Source organism: Streptomyces sp. NPDC039424 (assembly GCF_055639495.1).
Genome location: NZ_JBVKAI010000012.1, coordinates 97,207 through 114,002 on the forward strand (window position 1 = coordinate 97,207; position 16,796 = coordinate 114,002).

General features: G+C 67.0%; 15 protein-coding genes, 1 tRNA gene and 2 pseudogenes. 7 read left to right on the plus strand and 11 right to left on the minus strand.

Going from position 1 to position 16,796, the window contains the following annotated elements; genetic code table 11:
• Positions 1 to 141: 141 nt before the first annotated feature.
• The 4 genes from ACZ7L0_RS27160 to ACZ7L0_RS27175 form a co-directional block, all read right to left on the minus strand.
• Entirely contained in the window at positions 142 to 564 is a 423-nt protein-coding gene (locus ACZ7L0_RS27160) for a hypothetical protein (protein ID WP_471245187.1), read from the minus strand.
• Positions 561 to 1,520 (minus strand): hypothetical protein, encoded by a 960-nt coding sequence (locus tag ACZ7L0_RS27165; protein WP_471245188.1) that lies wholly within the window; start codon positions 1,518 to 1,520, stop codon positions 561 to 563. The genes ACZ7L0_RS27160 and ACZ7L0_RS27165 overlap by 4 nt, the downstream gene beginning before the upstream one ends.
• A 134-nt stretch (positions 1,521 to 1,654) precedes the next feature.
• The gene (locus tag ACZ7L0_RS27170; protein ID WP_471245189.1) at positions 1,655 to 2,668 is read right to left on the minus strand and encodes a hypothetical protein; all 1,014 of its coding nucleotides are present in this window, start codon (positions 2,666 to 2,668) and stop codon (positions 1,655 to 1,657) included.
• Entirely contained in the window at positions 2,665 to 2,871 is a 207-nt protein-coding gene (locus ACZ7L0_RS27175; RefSeq protein ID WP_471245190.1) for a hypothetical protein, read from the minus strand. The genes ACZ7L0_RS27170 and ACZ7L0_RS27175 overlap by 4 nt, the downstream gene beginning before the upstream one ends.
• Positions 2,872 to 2,902: 31 nt before the next feature.
• Between ACZ7L0_RS27175 and ACZ7L0_RS27180 the strand changes: the two genes are divergently transcribed.
• Positions 2,903 to 3,856, plus strand: a complete 954-nt coding sequence (locus ACZ7L0_RS27180; RefSeq protein WP_471245191.1) for an AbiJ-related protein — start codon at positions 2,903 to 2,905, stop codon at positions 3,854 to 3,856.
• Between the two features lie 63 nt (positions 3,857 to 3,919).
• Here the strand turns inward: ACZ7L0_RS27180 and ACZ7L0_RS27185 are convergent, their stop codons facing one another.
• Positions 3,920 to 4,279, minus strand: a complete 360-nt coding sequence (locus ACZ7L0_RS27185) for a hypothetical protein (RefSeq protein ID WP_145882032.1) — start codon at positions 4,277 to 4,279, stop codon at positions 3,920 to 3,922.
• Positions 4,280 to 4,377: 98 nt separating this feature from the next.
• Between ACZ7L0_RS27185 and ACZ7L0_RS27190 the strand changes: the two genes are divergently transcribed.
• A complete protein-coding gene (locus ACZ7L0_RS27190; RefSeq protein ID WP_471245192.1) occupies positions 4,378 to 4,626 on the plus strand; it encodes a DUF6207 family protein in 249 nt (82 codons plus the stop codon).
• A gap of 167 nt (positions 4,627 to 4,793) precedes the next feature.
• Here the strand turns inward: ACZ7L0_RS27190 and ACZ7L0_RS27195 are convergent.
• The 4 genes and pseudogenes from ACZ7L0_RS27195 to ACZ7L0_RS27210 form a co-directional block, all read right to left on the minus strand.
• Positions 4,794 to 4,866: transfer RNA gene (locus ACZ7L0_RS27195), tRNA-Trp, on the minus strand.
• Between the two features lie 58 nt (positions 4,867 to 4,924).
• Positions 4,925 to 5,080 (minus strand): annotated as a pseudogene (locus tag ACZ7L0_RS27200) (LexA family protein); the annotation flags it as partial.
• 397 nt (positions 5,081 to 5,477) lie between these two features.
• Positions 5,478 to 6,764, minus strand: a complete 1,287-nt coding sequence (locus tag ACZ7L0_RS27205) for a HEPN/Toprim-associated domain-containing protein (protein WP_471245193.1) — start codon at positions 6,762 to 6,764, stop codon at positions 5,478 to 5,480.
• Between the two features lie 719 nt (positions 6,765 to 7,483).
• Positions 7,484 to 7,798: pseudogene (locus tag ACZ7L0_RS27210) on the minus strand (LexA family protein); the annotation flags it as partial.
• On the opposite strand from ACZ7L0_RS27210, the gene ACZ7L0_RS27215 reads away from it, so the two are divergent.
• The 5 genes from ACZ7L0_RS27215 (at position 7,680) to ACZ7L0_RS27235 (ending at position 13,592) form a co-directional block, all read left to right on the plus strand.
• Complete coding sequence (locus ACZ7L0_RS27215; protein WP_471245346.1) at positions 7,680 to 7,937, plus strand: hypothetical protein; 258 nt, start codon at positions 7,680 to 7,682, stop codon at positions 7,935 to 7,937. The pseudogene ACZ7L0_RS27210 and the gene ACZ7L0_RS27215 sit on opposite strands and share 119 nt — an antisense overlap.
• 87 nt (positions 7,938 to 8,024) lie before the next feature.
• Positions 8,025 to 9,134 carry a site-specific integrase gene (locus ACZ7L0_RS27220; RefSeq protein WP_471245194.1) on the plus strand — a complete coding sequence of 370 codons (1,110 nt, stop codon included), beginning with the start codon at positions 8,025 to 8,027 and terminating at the stop codon, positions 9,132 to 9,134.
• A complete protein-coding gene (locus tag ACZ7L0_RS27225; protein ID WP_471245195.1) occupies positions 9,131 to 10,924 on the plus strand; it encodes a hypothetical protein in 1,794 nt (597 codons plus the stop codon). The genes ACZ7L0_RS27220 and ACZ7L0_RS27225 overlap by 4 nt, the downstream gene beginning before the upstream one ends.
• A gap of 74 nt (positions 10,925 to 10,998) precedes the next feature.
• Positions 10,999 to 13,089 (plus strand): hypothetical protein, encoded by a 2,091-nt coding sequence (locus ACZ7L0_RS27230; RefSeq protein WP_471245196.1) that lies wholly within the window; start codon positions 10,999 to 11,001, stop codon positions 13,087 to 13,089.
• 2 nt (positions 13,090 to 13,091) lie between these two features.
• On the plus strand, positions 13,092 to 13,592 hold the full coding sequence (locus tag ACZ7L0_RS27235; protein ID WP_471245197.1) for a hypothetical protein: 501 nt from the start codon (positions 13,092 to 13,094) through the stop codon (positions 13,590 to 13,592).
• A gap of 190 nt (positions 13,593 to 13,782) precedes the next feature.
• Here ACZ7L0_RS27235 and ACZ7L0_RS27240 read toward each other — a convergent pair whose 3' ends face one another.
• Together ACZ7L0_RS27240 and ACZ7L0_RS27245 are read right to left on the minus strand one after the other, a co-directional pair.
• Positions 13,783 to 14,595, minus strand: a complete 813-nt coding sequence (locus tag ACZ7L0_RS27240) for a hypothetical protein (protein ID WP_471245198.1) — start codon at positions 14,593 to 14,595, stop codon at positions 13,783 to 13,785.
• A gap of 28 nt (positions 14,596 to 14,623) precedes the next feature.
• Entirely contained in the window at positions 14,624 to 16,525 is a 1,902-nt protein-coding gene (locus tag ACZ7L0_RS27245; RefSeq protein WP_471245199.1) for a WD40 repeat domain-containing protein, read from the minus strand.
• Positions 16,526 to 16,796 lie beyond the last annotated feature (271 nt).

Here is a 16,796-nt window from a genome sequence, read left to right on the forward strand (position 1 = left end):
ACCTGCCCCGGCGGAGTGAGCGTTTACGTGACTCCAGTCACCACACACCTCATCCCGTCAGTAGAAAAGATCCCATCTAGCGGTTTTCGCGGCTCTCCATGGTATTCATCTTGATTCCTCTTTATACGAGAGCTTCGGAGGTCACCCGGGCTTGGGCGGTGTTTGCTGGACGGGAAGGACACGGACAACCGGGTTGGGGACAGAGTGCAGATCACGCAACTGTCGGTTTTCCAAGGTCAGCTGGTTGATCACCCGGACGAGCCCTTCGACGTCGGCGCGGAGTTGTTCGAGTTCGGCTTTGTCTTTCTCGCGGAGCTCCTTGAGCCGCACGACCTGCTTGCGCAGCCGGGCCTCGGCATCTGAAGGGTGCCCACGCTTTTTGACCTTGGCGTAGAACTCGTTCTTCAGGTCGAGGTGGCGCTGGGTGAGGGCGTTGCGGGGGACGCCGGCCTCGATGGCGAGGGCCACGATGGTCAGCGCCCCGTTGGAGTGCTCAGGGCGTCCGGCCAGGATGCGGTCCATCGCGGCGCGGATGCGGTCGCGTTCGTCGGGTGCTCCGCTCATGCGGTGGTGTCCTTCAAGGTGATCCGGGTGCGGTCGTGGGTGTCGGCGATGCCGCGGAGACGTCCGGCGTGGTCGCAGAGCCGCTCGCTGATCGGTTGCGGCGCGTGCGCGGCCTGTTTGACCAGCGCGTCGGCGCGGTCGCGGAGGCTTGCGGCGTGTTGATCGGTGCGGACGACGTTGCCGCAGCGGGGCACACAGTGATCGAGCCGTGGGGTGTCGCGGAGCCCGATGCGGTGGCATAGGGCCTGTTCCCGCTTGTAGTGGCACAGCAGGAGCGCCTGGGGATTGTCGAAGAGCAGGGCGTTGTCGTTGGCGAGGAGCCGCCGGGCGGTGGTGGCGTTGATGACGGCGCCTTCGAAGCGCGGGGCGCGAGCAGCAGCCTTGATAGCCCGCCGGGCGGCCGGGCCAGAGACACCGCCGCCGCCCTCCAAGTCCTCGTTCAGGTCCGCGACGGTGTCGGCCACCGCGCGGACGGTCTCGATGTCGATCAGCTCGTGGATGCCGTCGCGACTGCGTGCGGCGTATCCCTCGGAGACCAGCGCGGTACGCAGATGGCCGTACTGGATGGCCAGGGCGACCAGCCCGCCCGGACGGCGGGCAATGTGCCAGGCCAGGGTGCGGCGGAAACGCCGGGTGCCGATCGCACCGTGCGGGTCGGGCGGAATCACCTCTCCGGGCAGGCTGTGGCGGGTGGCTTCGTCGTTCGCCCAGGCGATGAAGTCTTCGATGCGGGTGCGCACGGCCGAGGAGCGCAGGGAGCCGGTGCTGGGGCCGGCCATGGCGCCGTGCACGGCGTGGCTGAACAGCAGTTCGCCGGGCGCGACCATGCGCTCCAGCACCCGGATGGCGGTGACGACCGGGGTGATGGCGACCCATGGGACGTCGCGTTCGCGGCCGGCGGAGTGGTGGTTGCCTCGGTCGTCGGTGGCGTTCTTGTACTCGTGTCCGTAGATCAAGTGCCGACTGGTGCAGCCTGACTCGTCGGGTTCCGGGTCGGGACAGCAGCCTCGGCGCAGCCCGAGCACTTCGCCCGGGCGCATCCCAGTGAGGTAGGCGATGACGATGAAGCACGCGGTGACCAGCAGCCGGATCAGCCCCGGGGTCTCGGCGAAGTCGAGGGCTTCGCGCCACGGGCGCCCCGCGATGCGGCCGGTGATGGGGGTGGGCAGTGGGCAGGGGCCACCAGGCCGTGGCGCTGAACGTACAGGGCGACCTGGTGGCGGGAGGCGCCGGTGATGCCGCCGACGTAGTACCGGGCGAAGCCGTACCCCTCGTGGCCCTTGAGTCGTACGGCGGGCAGCGGTGACCGGGCCGCGACCAGCGGATCCAGGTAGGCCTCCAGGGCGGACTGGCCCGCCGGGGTGCTTGGGATCGTACGGCCGGCCTCCGCCAGGCGCTTTGTATCGGCGAAGCTGGCGAGGATGTCCTCGGCGAAGTCGTCGACCATGCGCAGGGCCCAGACGAGCAGCGGACCCATGGTCTCCTCGGCCAGCACCTCGCTTGTGTTCTCCCCGCCGCCAGCAGAGGAGGCGGCGGGCAGGAAGTCGTCGGCCCCCAGCTCGTCCCACGGCGGCCGGGCGATGCCGGCCGGACGAGCGGAGAGCTGGTCGAACGCCCAGAGTCGGGTCAGACAACCGAGGATGTCCAGCACGCGGTCCCGGCTGGACCCGGCAGCGAGCAGGTGCTGGTCGTAGGCGTTCCAGACGGCGGTCGTGCACTGGGCGAGCGAGGCCAGCCCGCGCTCCTCCAGCCAGGCCGCTAGGTACATCCACTGCCGTACGGCCTCGGTGATGTCGCTCAGGCTGAGACGGGCGCGCAGCCGGCGTGCCCGTGCGGCCAGGAAGGTGGGCCGCAGCTCTCCATTGATCATGGTCCAGGCGGCGAGCCGGAGCTCGTCTCGGAAGGTGGCGGGACATTGGCGCCATCGGATGCTGGCCTTGTTGCTGCTGGGATTCTCCGTCAGCGCGGCCAGGGGCCAGGTCCAGTCCCGGTAGTGGCCGTTGATGTGCGCGTGCATGGGCAGGACGCGGTGCAGGAGAACGACAGGCGTGTCCGGCGTGGGCATCGGCAGGATGTAGAGGTCGTGGTGGGGTGCGGTGGTCACGCGTCGAGCACTCCGGTCAGCAGGGAGTTGATGAGGTCGCGGTCGGTGTCGGTGACGCGGCTCAAGGCCTGGGCCCAGACGGCGTCTCCAAGGCGGCGTTTGAGGTCTTCCAGACGGGCGTGGGCCTCGCCCCAGTCGGTTTCCCAGGCCGTCGGTAGCTGGGCCGAGCGCAGGTGGGACAGCGCCCGGTGTAGGTGGGCCAAGCGCGGGTGGTGGCCGGGGTGGATGCGGGCGTTGGCACAGCCCAGGCACGTCAGGAACGAGGCGCGGCAGGCCTGGCTCGGGCCGGTGATGGGGCTGTTCGCGAAGTCGTGGCAGTCGGCCGTCGCGCAGGCCGGGGACGCCAGGTGTGCCCGCTTCCTGGAGGGCCTGGTATCAGCGGACGTCCTCCTTGATGAGCAGCTCCAGGAGAAATCCGTCGGCACGATCAACAGCCATCTGCGGGTTGCCGGGGTCGAGTTGAGAGTGACCGGCAACGATGGCGGCTATCCGGTGTTCACAGTGGTGTCGACGCGACTGCTCGGCAACCGGCGGCCGAAGAACATCATTTTTGCCTCGTTCACCAAGCCGGACATCCGCTTCCGGTCCTCGGTGGACAACGACATCGAGATCGTTGGAGGGAGCCCGGACGACACCCTCGTCTATGACCGTGAGATCCCTATCGAGGGCCTGCGCTGGCGTGATCTGCATGTCTGGTGGCAGGACACCCGCAAGATCAGCAGTGAGGCCGAGGCCAGAGGGGGCCTCTACCAACGACTCCTCAAAAGCCTGCCGGACAACTCGGAAGGCCAGAAGAACCTCTTCATCGCCTACCACCAGATCCTCGGGCCTTCCCCCGGCGATCCCGCTCTCCTGCCCGAAGTGTGGCTGCACTGGGACCACAGGACCGTTCAAGAACGCGGCCCTGAGGCGTTGCTGCGCTCTCGCATGGACTTTCTCCTGCTGCTGCCTCACGGACAGCGCGTCGTCCTGGAGGTCGACGGATCACAGCACTACACCCGCGACCGCGGCCGCACTCCGGATACAGGCAAGTACGCGGACATGGTCGCCGCTGACCGAGATCTCAAGCTCAGGGGGTACGACGTTTTCCGCTTCGGCCACAACGAGCTCAAGCGTCTCGATGGCGCCCAGTCCCTTCTGCGGCAGTTCCTCCCGGACATGTTCCGCCGCTTCAGAGTGAGCAGCTGACGCTCTCGGAGCAGCGGAGGGTCCTGCATGGGCAAGCGCCCAGTCCGATACCCGCCGCGCTCCTCAGGCCAAAGGCAACTGACCGAGCGGCCGGCCGCGGTCGGTCTGCGCCTCCAGCAGAGCGGCCACGTCCGGGCTCCGCGTGAAGAAGGGACCGTCCCAGTACGCCGGGACCGCCACGGGTGTAAGGCGCACCTCGGTGCCGTGGACGCGCGCGGCGTCGAAGAGGGCCTGCAGCATCTCCACGCCCGCCAGGTCGAGCGCGCCAAGGCGGGCATGCCACGTCTGGGTCTCCGGATCGTACGAGGCGATCTGGCGGAGCCTGTCGAGTTGCTCCTGCCATTGAGAGTGGGCGGCTGGCGCTGTCCGGATGGTGGCCTCCAACACCCATGCGCTCTTGGGGGAGTTCGGCGAACTGGTCATGCAAGGGACGGTAGACGTCGCCACTGACAACTCGCCCAGTCGGGTGAATCCCCAGCCTGAACAGAACCCCAGCCGGGCACGAACACGTACTGACAGACGTGGACCCGATCCGAGAAGCACACCTGTGCGAACCCGGCCTGCTCGTCATCGACGTGGCGGGCTTCGACGATGACACCGTCCTCGCTTTCCAAGCCGCGATCGCCCGAACTTGGGGGACGGCGACCGCCGAGCGCACCACCCGGGCTCCCGGCCAGCCCGGGGTGCGGCTGCGGATGTACACCGACCTACGGCAGGTCCTCACGCAGACCTCCCCGCCGGAGCGGGTACTGGAGACCGGCAGAGAATGATGCCTGGTCCGTCACCACGGGGGGAGTGACGAACCAGGCCTCACGTCAACGGTGCCACACCCGTTTCTAACGCGCGCCCGCTCTGGGCTAAGTCGTCGCAGGAGGGCTCTCGGTGGAGTTGGTGTACTACTTGCGGGCCCGCAGAACGAGGACTGCGCCCGCGTAAGCAGGGGCGGCAGGAGTCGAACCTGCGGCATCCGGTTTTGGAGACCGGCGCTCTGACCTCTGAGCTACACCCCTTCGGTGGGTGACAGCTTGGCACGCCGAACAGGTGGATCTCCAAGGGATTTCCGTCTTCTCAGAGCACCCGCAGAACGCCGACGACCTTGCCGAGGATCTGCGCGTGGTCGCCCGGGATCGGCTCGTAGGCGGGGTTGCGGGGCATGAGCCACACTCTCCCGTCCTGTCGGCGCAGCACCTTGACGGTGGCCTCGTCCTCCAGGAGCGCGGCGACGTTCTACGGGGTTCCTGCAGGTGTGGTGTGACGTGGTGCGGGTGTCCCTCGTTGGTGCTTGGACGCTCGTACTCGCGGGGTGTGGCTCTGTGGCGGGTTGTTGCATGATCCGTCAGAGTACCGGAGTTTCACATGCGGGCTTTCTGTCCAGCCGCACGCTGCGGCACCTGACGAGGCAACTGGCCGCTCACCGGCGGGAGACCGTCCGGAGGGCCCGCGAGGAGACACGCGCCGCGGACCGGGCCATGCGCGAGGCCCGCCGCCGGGCCGAGGACACGGCCGCCCACGCCCGCAGAACCGCCCGACGCGCACACCATCCCGCCTGATACAGAGAACCGGAAGCAGGTCATCTGCCCCGTTGGGAAGGCGGCCTCCTGACATGAGACTCCTGGGCCCTTCAGTCGAAAGCGTGGACGATCATCTCGAAGATGGCGTGCACGCCGCTCCAGTCGCCACTGCTGTGCTGCCCTGATCGGGCCGCCTTCACCTTCTTGTCGAACGCCTTCAGCACCAGGACCTTGTGTGCAGGCGACAGCGACCCTTGGTGGCGCTGGACGGCGGGGATGAAGCGTCCGATGTGGACCGGGGCCAGCGCGCCGTCGACCGTCAGGACGTCTTCACCGAGGTACATCTCCAGGGATCCAGCGGTGCCGTTCACGTCGGTCAGTGCTACGGCGGAGGATGCCGGCTCGAAGATGGGGTAGCGGGCCAGCAGGGGCAGCTCCGGGTAGTGCAGCACCCGACAACCCGCCGGCAGCCTTTGTCTCTTCAGCTTGGCGAACGCCTCGTGCCCGCCTGCGTCGTTGTCGGCGATGGCCACGAAACGGTTGGCCACGCCGGCCGCGATGAACGCGTTCACCATGTTCGCGAGCGCCCCGACGCTGCCCTGGGGCTTCGTGTCCGTGCCCGTGTAATCGATGAAACGGACGAAGTCGACGAGGTGCGGGTGGGTGACGTGCATCGCCTCGGTGAGAACCCTGGAGTCGGTGCTTCCCTCCGTGAGCACGATCAGTGGGGCGTTGTCGGGCAAGGCCGCGATCTGCCGCTCACGCGTCGGACCGGCGATGGGCTGGTCCGTGTCCAGGCCTACACAGCAGCCGGTCAGCCCGCTCACGTCCAGCCCGACCCTCACCTGGTCGGAGGCCTGATCGAGAATCAGCCGTACGAGGTTGCGGTCCTCGACGAACCAGCGGAGTTCTTCGACGTCTGCGGCGGTATCGGTGACTTCCATCAGGTACGAGACGTACTCCTGACCTGTGGCGAACGAATCCTGCGGCCGGCGCGGTCCGATCGCCACGCGGATGGCCGCGAGGAGTTCGGCGGGTTCACGCGGGGGCCGGGCGAGGGTCTGGTACACCTGCTCACCTCGGGCCTCCTGTTCGCGGAGCCCGCTCTGATCGTCGTATGTCTTCCGCCATCGCTCGACGCCCTCCGCCAGGTCGGCGAGAGCGCGACGCGAGGTGAAACCCTGCACGTTCAGGCGCTGCCGCAGAGCGCTGGCGGTGGTGTAGTAGCCGAACGCGATCTCCTTCCCGTCCCAGTCGTCGTCCCACGTGTCGGCGGCGTCGGTGACGGCCAGCTCGCGGTCGTTCTCGGTGAAGAGCGCTGCCAGTTCCTCGTTGTAGTGATCGCGGGTGTAGAGGAACTGGTATTCGCCGACGACCAGGTAGGAGTGATGCCCCATCCCCGTAGGATCCCATCGCTTCGAGTACCGCGCGGCCTGTTTTCCAGCGGGAGCCGGGCCCGGCGGATGCAGTGGGTCTGGGCCGGACCTAGGCGGCTGCAAATGCGTCGACCAGCTGGCGCAGCGCAAGCAGCGCCGGCTGCGCGGCCGAGGTGTCGGTCAACTTAAGGACCGGCGCCGCCGGATCGAGTACCTCGACGAGGCGGCCGGCGCGGACGGGTTCGGAGGTCTCTCGCAGCGCGGCCGGAACGCAGATCCGCTCCAGTGGGTCCGGGCCAGTCCTCCGGCGAGCTCGAACTCTGCTTCGGCCGGGCGCCAGCTGCCGTCGGCATACGCCGCCAGGAGCGTGCGGGCGTCGCGTTCGAGTGCGCCGGTCATTGCGGTGGTCGTCACGTACGGCCCAAAGATCCGGGCGATGTCCGTTGACTGAACCGTCGCGCCTTCCTGCGGAGCCGGCCGGGCGGCCAGCTGGTTCAGGTGGCGAGCGTCAGTCTGTCGCCCAGTGGCGATGGGGCTCGAACCAGCCCCCGATCCGGGTACCAGGCCGCGTCACCGCGCAGAGCATCGCACCTGCGCCCCTGACTGAGGTGCCAAGGACCGTGGCGCCGTTACCTGATCGGGTGATAGCGCCACACCTGTTGCGCGCGGTAGCGTCCTCGCACTGCTGCTGAACTGCACCGATCCTCATCGGATCACACTGCACAACGGTTGACCCCGCTAGAAGCGACGATGTCCCCATGGTCGGCGCTGTCCTGCCGCCGTACGGTCACGATGTCGCCGTCGCAGATCGACGCGTCGATCATCGAATCGCCGGAGACCGTCAGCGCGAACAGATCGCCCTCGCCTACCACCTGGCGTTCTGTGTACGGTCGGCGTGTTGCTGTAGGTCGTGTTGCCGTACAGGGGGCGTGAGTTGTGGCCGAGTGGCAGCTGTTCTGGGTGGGTGATGGCGGTACGCCGGCTCCTGACTCCCGGCTTGGGCGCTGGAGCGACCTGGAGGCGCGTGAACAGTCCTTGGGACTGCGCGAGGGCATGCCGATCCTCGTCTCGCCGGACGGGCGGGTCGACCCTCGGCTGAGCGCGGTGCTCCGGCACCGCGACTTCATGCGCAAGGCAGAAGGCACTCGCGAGACCTACGCGCCATGCTTTCGGGTGTTCCTCACTTTCCTGTAGCACCGGGGCCGGAACTGGGATCAAGCCACGAGCGCGGACCTGGAGGACTGGGAGGACTGGCGCCAGAGGGGCGAGGGGAACCCGAGCTTGATCGTCGGCTCGACGTGGAAGAAGGAGCTTGCCGCCCTCCAATTGCTGTACGGCATCGCGAAGAAGCTGCGGTTCATCGCCGAGACGCCTGTGGTGATGCGCCCGATGTCGCTGCCGAACGGGATGGTCGTGGAGTCGCCTGAGCTCGCCCCGGGGGACGTGCGGAATTCGTGCGTGAAGTGGCTGACGCCGCGGGCCTTCCGGCTGTGGCGTGATGTTGGGCTGGCCGGGTTGCTGCCGGACGGGATAGAGCGGTCGGGGTGGCCGGGGCGCAACGACGGTCGGGACGTCGCGTTCGCGGATTTCGTGTACTCGTCCGGGCTGCGTCGTCGTGAGGCCGGCACGGTGCTCACTGTGGAGTTGCCGGAGCTGGGAGCGCGGTCGTACTACTCGGGCTGGGTGGGCAAGGCAGTCGCCAAGCGGGCCGGGCGCTTCTACTACGTCAGCCACGCGGCCCTGCAGTCGGTCGAGTTGTACCAGGTCTCCACCCGGCAGGCCGCGATCCGGCGCGCCCAGCGCGAGGGTTCGTACGAGCGCATTCCCGGGCTGCGGGTCGTCGAGGAGGTCGGGCGCAGCCGACGGGTGCGGTGGAGTGAGCCAGACGGCCGGTTACGCGAAGGACACCTGAACGAGCTGACGGCCGCGCAACGGATGCGGATGTTCGTGCGCGGCGAGGACGGGTTGGAGCCGGCGATCGTGTGGCTGACCGAGACGGGTATGCCGATGGCGTACCGCAGCTGGACGAAGACGTTCGAGCGGGCGAGCGACCGGTGCGCGGCCGCAGGGGTAAAGGTGTTCGCGACGCCGAAGATGCTGCGGCATTCCATGGCCTTGCGAGTGCTGGTGTCGCTCCACCATGCGCTGGACCGGCGCATGGGTCTGTCGCCGTCGCAGCGGCGCCTGTACGAGGACGCGTACGGCACCGTGTGGACGGTGGCGAAGGACCTGCTGGGGCACCGGTCGGAGGAGACAACGCGGGACATCTATCTGGAGCCGGTGCGCGGTCTGCAGGTGGAGACGCTACTCGAGGACGCGGACAACCCGCGCAACGGCGAGGCGCTGGCGCGGCTGGCCGAGCGCACCGGCCTGGTGCTGGACGTCGCGTGAGCCGGGGCAGTCGCGTCGTGCAGCCGGCGGCTGACTACCGGCGGCCGGAGCTGGTGGATGCCTCTGGACTGGTGGTGCGGGTAGTCGGTCAGGACGGCCGTGAATTGGGGACGTACGACTTCAGCAAGTGCCCGGGGCCCGAGCAGCTGAGGAAGGCGCTGGTGGCCGCGTTCGCCCGGTGTACGCGGGTGCGGTGGACGAGCGCGCGCAGCTGCAAGTCGTACGCCAATGACCTGAAGCTGTTCTTCAAGGAGATCGCGGCGCGTAAGCGGCCAGTTAGGACGATCGCGCAGCTCACCCCTCGAGTGTGGGAAGACTGGCTCGCGCCGAGCATGGGGCGGCGTCGTCTGTCGAGCGTGCTGCTGGAGGTGAACGGACTGCCGGCGGACACTCGGTATGCGTTGACGATGCGGCGCGTGGGATCGGGACACAAGCCGTCGCGGAAGCAGGGTTACACCAAGTCCGAGATCCGGCAGGTGCGGGACGCGGCCGCGCGGACGGTGCGAGCGGCGCGGCTGCGGATCGAGGGGAACGTCCGGGTTCTGGAACGGTGGCAGTCAGGTGACTTCGCCGCGGAGAATCCCGACGGGCGCTGGGGCGAGGTACTGGACCACGTCATCCGGCACGGAGATCTGCCGCGGCAGCCGTGCGGGCACGTCAAGGCGTGGGCGAAGCGGGAGTTGCAGGCCCGATTCGGTGCTAGGCATCTGCCGCAGGGACTGGACTCGTTGTTTCCTAGTCCGGCCGAGATCGGCGCCGCCGCAGTGCTGCTGATCTGCCACGAGGCGTGGAACTTGTCGGTTCTGCAGGAGATGACGGTGCCCCGGCAGTGGCCGAACGCCGACCAGGACAGTCCGGCGCCGGCGATCCACCGGGTGGACACTGACAAGCCGCGGCGGGGAGCGCGCCGGCGTCACAACAGCCACAACCTGGTCGACGCCGGTGAGCACACCGCTGGCTGGGTCATGCAGCAGGTCCTGGCGATGACCGACCCTGCGCGGAAAAGCGCCGCGCACTTGGGACGTCCTTCGGACGCGCTGCTAGTCACACGGCGCCAGCGGACCGGGAGCGAGCAGTCCAGGATCGGGGACGGGACGGTCTACCTCGGCGATCAGATCGCTTCCTGGGTGGCCGGCGAACAAGCGGCCGGCACCGGTCTCCCGCCGGACCTGACGGCCGTGCGGCTTCGGCACTCGGTTCAGGTCTTCATCGGGCCGCGCAACAACACCCAGCGCGTGCACGAGGACTTCTACCTGCGGCGCGATGAGACGGTCACCGAAGAGGCCAAGGACGTCATCGAGGTCGGGCTGACCAAGGCCGTCTCCGCGGCCTACGACCAGGTGCGCATGCGGTTCATCGCATCCGTCGACGGCGAGCCGGAAGCAGGGCATCTCGCGACTGCGGCGGGAGTCTCCACGGAGACAGCCGAGCAGGTCCTGGCCGGCGAACTGGACACCACGGTGGGCGCATGCGAGGACTTCGAGCACAGCCCGATGACACCGGATGGGCCGTGCACGGTGTCATTCCTGATGTGTTTCGCCTGCCCCAATGCGATCGCGACCGCCCGCCACTTGCCGCGCATCGTCTACCTGTTCCAGGCCCTGGAGCAACTGCGTGCGGCCGTCGATGCGGCTGTCTGGCGCGCCGACTGGGCGGGACACCACGCCCGCGTCGGTGACCTGGTCGGTCGGCACACCGACCCCTCCCGCTGGTCCGGGCTGCTGGCTACGCTCGGCGAGCGGGAGCGTGACCTTGTCGACCGGATGCTCGCCCGGAGGCTCGATTCATGACCACCAACCTCCGTCCGCGCCGGTTCCGCCTCGCCGATCCGGCCTGGGACGCGGTCGTCCTCCCTCTGCACCGGGTGCGGCCCGGTACGCCGGTCAGCTCGTTGCCGCGGCTGCGGGACAACATCTGGCAACTGTCCTACCTTGATCACCTGGACACTGCATCCAGCCTCACGTTCTCCTGGTGGGACGTGCCCGAGGAGCTGCGCGGGTCGCTGAAGAGGGTCGCCTTTGCCGTGCTGAACCTGTCTGCCCCGGCGGTGCTGCTGGAGCGAGGCGCTACCTCCACACGCCCGACGCTGTCGGCGTCCTCGGTGCTCAAGATGCTGCGAGCCTGGCGCGACTTCGCCCGCTGGCTCGACGAGGGCCAGGTGCACCGGCTGGAGGACGTGGATAGGGCCTTGCTGGAGGAGTACGGCCAGTTGGTCACCAGGCGGGTCCGGGGCGTGAGGCAGAACCGACGCGAACTGTACGAACTGACCCGGGCCTGGGCCTACGCTCCTTTCCTCCTCCCGTGTGACCGGCTGGTGATGCCGCCGTGGGAAGACGAAGGCGCCGCCATCACCGACTTCTTCGACACTGAGGACCTCGATGTTGGAGAGTGCGAGTCCGCGGTTATCCACCCGGCGACGATGTCGCCGCTGCTGGTATGGGCGCTGCGGATGGTCACCGACCTCGCGCCGGACATCCTCGCTGCCTACCGGGAGTGGCGGGGGCTGGACGCCAACGCCGCGGCCGCCACCACGCCAGAGGGATACGACCAGCTACGCGCCTACGTCCAGCAACTACATGCCTTCGGCCGGCCCTTCCCGACCTTCGCGGGACGGCAACGGGCCGCCATCCAACGGCGCTACGGTCGTCCACCGCTGGCTCGACGCTACGTGGCCGGCCTCCTGGGAATCTCCGTGGGCACCATCGACAACCTGGTGCACCGCGAGCCTGACCTGCTGCACGGGCTGGACTTCGGCGACGGCGCCCCGCTGGATGTGCCCGTCACTGCGCGGATCGGCGACCGCCCGTGGACAGCGGCCATCGACCACGCGGACGCGATCGGCCTGGCCGTCCACCTGGCGACCGCCGCAATGATCACCACCGCCTACCTGTCAGGTATGCGTCCAGCCGAGGTCCTCCACCTGCGGCGCGGCTGCGCGACGCAGGAGGAACGCGCGGACGGAACCATCCGCCATACCCTCACAGGACGGCATTTCAAGAACGTGCTCGGCCCGGACGGCCACACCGTCCCCGCCGGGGAAGTGCGCCCCGATCCCTGGGTCGTAACCGAGCTGGTGGCCCGCGCCGTGCACGTCCTGGAGGAACTCACCGACGACGAACTTCTACTGCCGCGCAGCCTTTCCGAGAACCCCCGGGACCGGGATGCAGGCCACCGCGGTGCCGCCGTCACCTCCCAAGTGGCCAACAACCGCATCCAGCTCTTCACCGCGTGGGCCAACCAGACGGCCACGCGTCTGGGCCGCCACCACGAGACGATCCCCCTGGACCCCGCCGGGCCAGTCACCATGCGCCGATTTCGACGCACCGTGGCCTGGTTCATCTACCGTCAGCCGGGCGGCCGGATCGCACTCGGTCTGCAATACGGGCACGTCGGCCGCACCCTGGCCACCGCCTACGGCGGCCGGACCAAACAGGACATGCTCAAGGTGCTCGACTTCGAGCGGCAGTTAGCGCTGGCTGACACCCTGGCCGAGGCCAGCGATCGCCTCGCCGACGGAGAAGGCATTAGTGGCCCAGCCGCCGATCGGTACGTGGCCGCCGCCCACGAGTTCGACGCCCATTACGCTGGCGGCTTTGCTACCCGCGCCCAGCTCCGCGCCCTGACCAAAAACCCGCGCCTGCAGATCTATGAGGACCCCGACGCGCTGCTGACCTGCAGTCACGACCCGTACAAGGCGTTGTGTGACCCGGACCGGGGCCACGGCAAGCCGCTGGGCACCCCGAGCTTCGACCGGTGTCACACCGCCTGCGGCAACATCTCCCGCACCGACACCCACATCGACCGCGCCCACCGGGAAGCCGAACGATTGCGGGCTGAGATCACCGACGGGCTGCACCCGGCGCCGCTGGCCAAGCGGCTCAGCCAGCGCATCGAGACCCTGGAGGCGATCATCCGCCAGCACCAGACCACCCGGCGCATCCCCCGGCAGACCTAGCCATGACCGCCCCCACCGACACGGACGCGGCCGCCGAGCAGCCGGCGGCGCAGATCGCCACCGTCGTCGGCGCTGCCATGGCCGCCTCCGGCACTGCGGGCGGGCGCAGCTCGGCCGACGCTGCGGAGATCCTCGCCATCACCGACGCCATGGTGCGGCTACTGATCGGCGTCCCCTTACGCTCGGACGGACAGCTCACCATCAAGTCCCTCGCCGAGGAAGCCGGGCTGAAGCGCAACAAGCTCACCCACAAGCACACCGGGCTGAAAGACCTCTTCTACGCACTCGTCCGTGCCCAGCACGGTCGCCCGCAGAACGTCGACGCCCTCCACGCGAAGCATGAAGAGCTCAAGGCCAAGGCTCAGGCGCTGCGCGAAGAGCGCGACCGCCTCGCTCTCCAGGTCCAGCAGTTCGTCCGCGTCGTGCAGGTCCTGGAGTTGGAGAACGAGCAGCTGCGGCAGTCCAGCACACACCCGGTCATCCGGCCCCTGACTCGACGCTGACCGGCCGCCGCCCACCCACGCGCGGCGGCCGCGTCAATCTCGGACACGGCTCGACAGCGCGAGGACCGCGCCCAGCCCTGTCTCTCGGGGAAGACCAAGGACTTGAAGACGTCAATATCCGCCGAGTGGAGGCAGACATCGCCGAAACACAGCTACGAACGCTCGCACCAGATGACCTGAACGGTCCGGGTCAGTGCTGCGTCGTATGATTCCTGACAGCATCAGCCACTTGCCGGGAGCCTAGGTAGTTCTTGGCGAGGTGGAAGTCGAAGGCGGCGATAACAGTGTGCCTGTCGACATCGACCCCTGAAAACGAGCGAGACACGCCGCCGGGCGGGATCGCGATCACGTCGCCAGGGTCGGCGAGGTTGACCCATCTCTGCGCACCGGGCGGGCGCCCGGGCACCCCTTGGCCAGCACTTGGCTCAAGCCGGGGGAAAACTGCATGGGGCATCGCCAGAGGCGAACCAATGGTGAGCAGCAGTTCGACAGCGAGGTCCTGCCGAGCCCACAAAGCCTCGTAGGCGACTACAGAACCCAAGGAGTGTGCGATGAGAATCTGTGGTCGATTCCGCTCTAGAGCCTCAACCACTCTTGCGCGGACTGCGGTGCGCGTCTCACTAACTGCCTCTCGGAGATACGAGGCGACCTCAGAGAAGAATTGGGCGACGAACCGCTCGGTTGCAGCCTTGCCCAGGTGTCGGGTTCTCGCAACCCATGTCACGGCCTGACGGATCGGCCACGTCCCCGGCCCAGCGGCAATTGCTTCAGGCGGATCCAGAGCATTGATCCACTCCCGCACGAGTTCAAGCTCGTACTCATCCAAATCATCCAAACTGGTGGCGGCACCTTGCGCTCCGGCTCGCTGCAACAAGTCCGCATAATAGGCGACTTCCACTTCCAACCCATAGCCCATCAGCCGCTTATCCAGCGCCGTGGACCAGACGCTTGACAGCGCCGTTGCTGCCTGAACCGGGTCCTCGCCTGGGCGGTAGTTCCACACGCCATGCACCCCCAATACTCGCATACTGCTACACGCCTCCAATGCGTTCCATTACGATGACTTCGAACCCGCACCCTACGGTCAAGGTGTCGCCTGGCCCGGTGGCTAGGGCGCTCACAGGCTTCGGCATGTACAGCACGTCCATGCACCGTCCGTCGTGCAAGTCCCAGATCCGTACAGTGCGGTCGATGCTGCCGGTAATGGCAACCGGGCGCCCATCGAGGGTGGCGCAGGTGATCGCAGTTACGGCTCTGGTGTGGCCGGTCAACGTCGCGTGGGCGGATCCACTGTAAAGCCCGTATACCGATGTCATCCCATTATTGAAGCCAATCACGGCCAGGGGCTCGTCATCGGCATCGACACAAGCGGCAGCGGTTACTGGCCCGAAGTTTTCTCCTTCTTCCGTCTGCAACGACCAAGACGCCCCAGTAGACATGTTCCAGACCAACAAGCCAGCGAGTGCCAGGGTTCCGTGTGCGGTGACGAGGCAGGCTAGCGGGGTAATCTCGGCATCAGGCCGTCCAATTTGGGGCCCCTGAAGCAACTTCTCACCGCTGGAAAGATCCCACATCGTGAGCGGTAGACCTGACTGGCTAGTCACCACGACTGACCGGTCGTCGTGGCTGGAAGTCGCTACTGCTGCTGCACCAACAAAGGGCGTGTGCCCGCCGAGTTCGCAAGTATTCTCCACGTCCCAGCGGCGCAGCCGTCCATCACTAACCGTGGCGATGATCGGGCTACCATGCAGGTAGCAGAACGCAACCTCGGTGAGGTTGCCCGTAAGTTGCCAGACTGTGTTTCCTTCGGCGACTCCAGCTAGCGGGGTGATGTGAACCGTTCCGTCGCCGCTGGCGCTGATCACTACCGGTTGACCTTCCGGACCTTGGGCAACAATCAGACCCACGATGTCGGAGCTGTGACCGATTTGAGGCTCGCCCTGTTGGTGGCCCAGAGCAAGGTCCCAGATCCTCACCCTGTTGTCTCCAATGCCGCCGACGGTGACAGCCACTGAACGTCCATCCATCTCGGAATGATCAACAGCGGTGATACCCGCCGGGTGTCGGGCGATGACCTCACCGACACGGCGCCCTGTTGTTGTGTCGAGAACATCCACAGATCCACTTTCGCGCGCGACCATCACAACGGGAAGCCGTCCGACTTCGGCACAATTGAGGGAAGTCACCTTGGCATTAGCGATTTCATACGAGTCTCGGATACTTGACCACTCACTCATACTTCCTCTTGCCGATGACAGGTGCCACAGCTGCACCTCACCGTCCCAGTGGCCAGTGAAGAGCTGCCCTTCTGCAGAGGCTTCTAGAGCCGTCACCTCGCCGGGGCCAGTATGAAGGATGTTTCCTGATACTGGGTTACCGATGTCCCAGATGCGGACAGTGTCGTCGCCGGCAGTGATGGCCGCTGGCCGATCGTTCAGCATCGTACAGACCAGTGCGGAAATGCCTCCTGTGTGACCCGTGGCGATGACTTGACTCGATGATTGGTTGCGGAGGTCCCGGATGCGGAGGGTGTTGTCGCCGGCGCCGCCAGCACTGATTGCCTTTGGTTGGTCTCCGAAAGTCATGCACGCTACCGCTGACACATTGCTCGAGTGAGCATCGTCCTCCCATCGCAAGGAAGCGACTGTTCGGCCTCCAATGTCGAGAAGGTCCCACAGACGAACGCTTCCGTCCCAGTGGCCTGTAACACAAAAAACCTGCGCACCGGTGTACGCCAAAGCAGCGGCTGAAACCTCCGGGCCTTCAAAGTCAAATTCTGCCTCAGAGGCGGTTTCCGTGGTTAAAATCCAGAGCTGGGTAGTTGGTCCCCCAAACGTCAGCACGAAAAGTTTGCCATCGGCCCCTGTGGTGCAGGCCGCTCCATGGATTTCACCCTCTGCGGAAGGTGTTTCCATCAGTAGGTTGCTGGTCACCTGTGAGCCGGTTGCCCACCGCACCTGCCAGTTGTCAGGCCGGTGGTCTTCGGAGAGAGCGCGGACCAACTCCACAGAGCCAAATCGAGCTGCATCGACGGCCAGGAGGGACCTGCGCGCGTGAGGGGGGAGTCTCCGGTGCAGTCCCAGGGAAGCGCGGAACACGGCTACGAAAAGTTGGGCTTGCTCGGAACGGGCATGGGCCAACACAGGGATGAGCGGTTCGGGCACAGCGCAGGTAAGGAAATGAGGGTCGGTGAGTAGTTCGTCG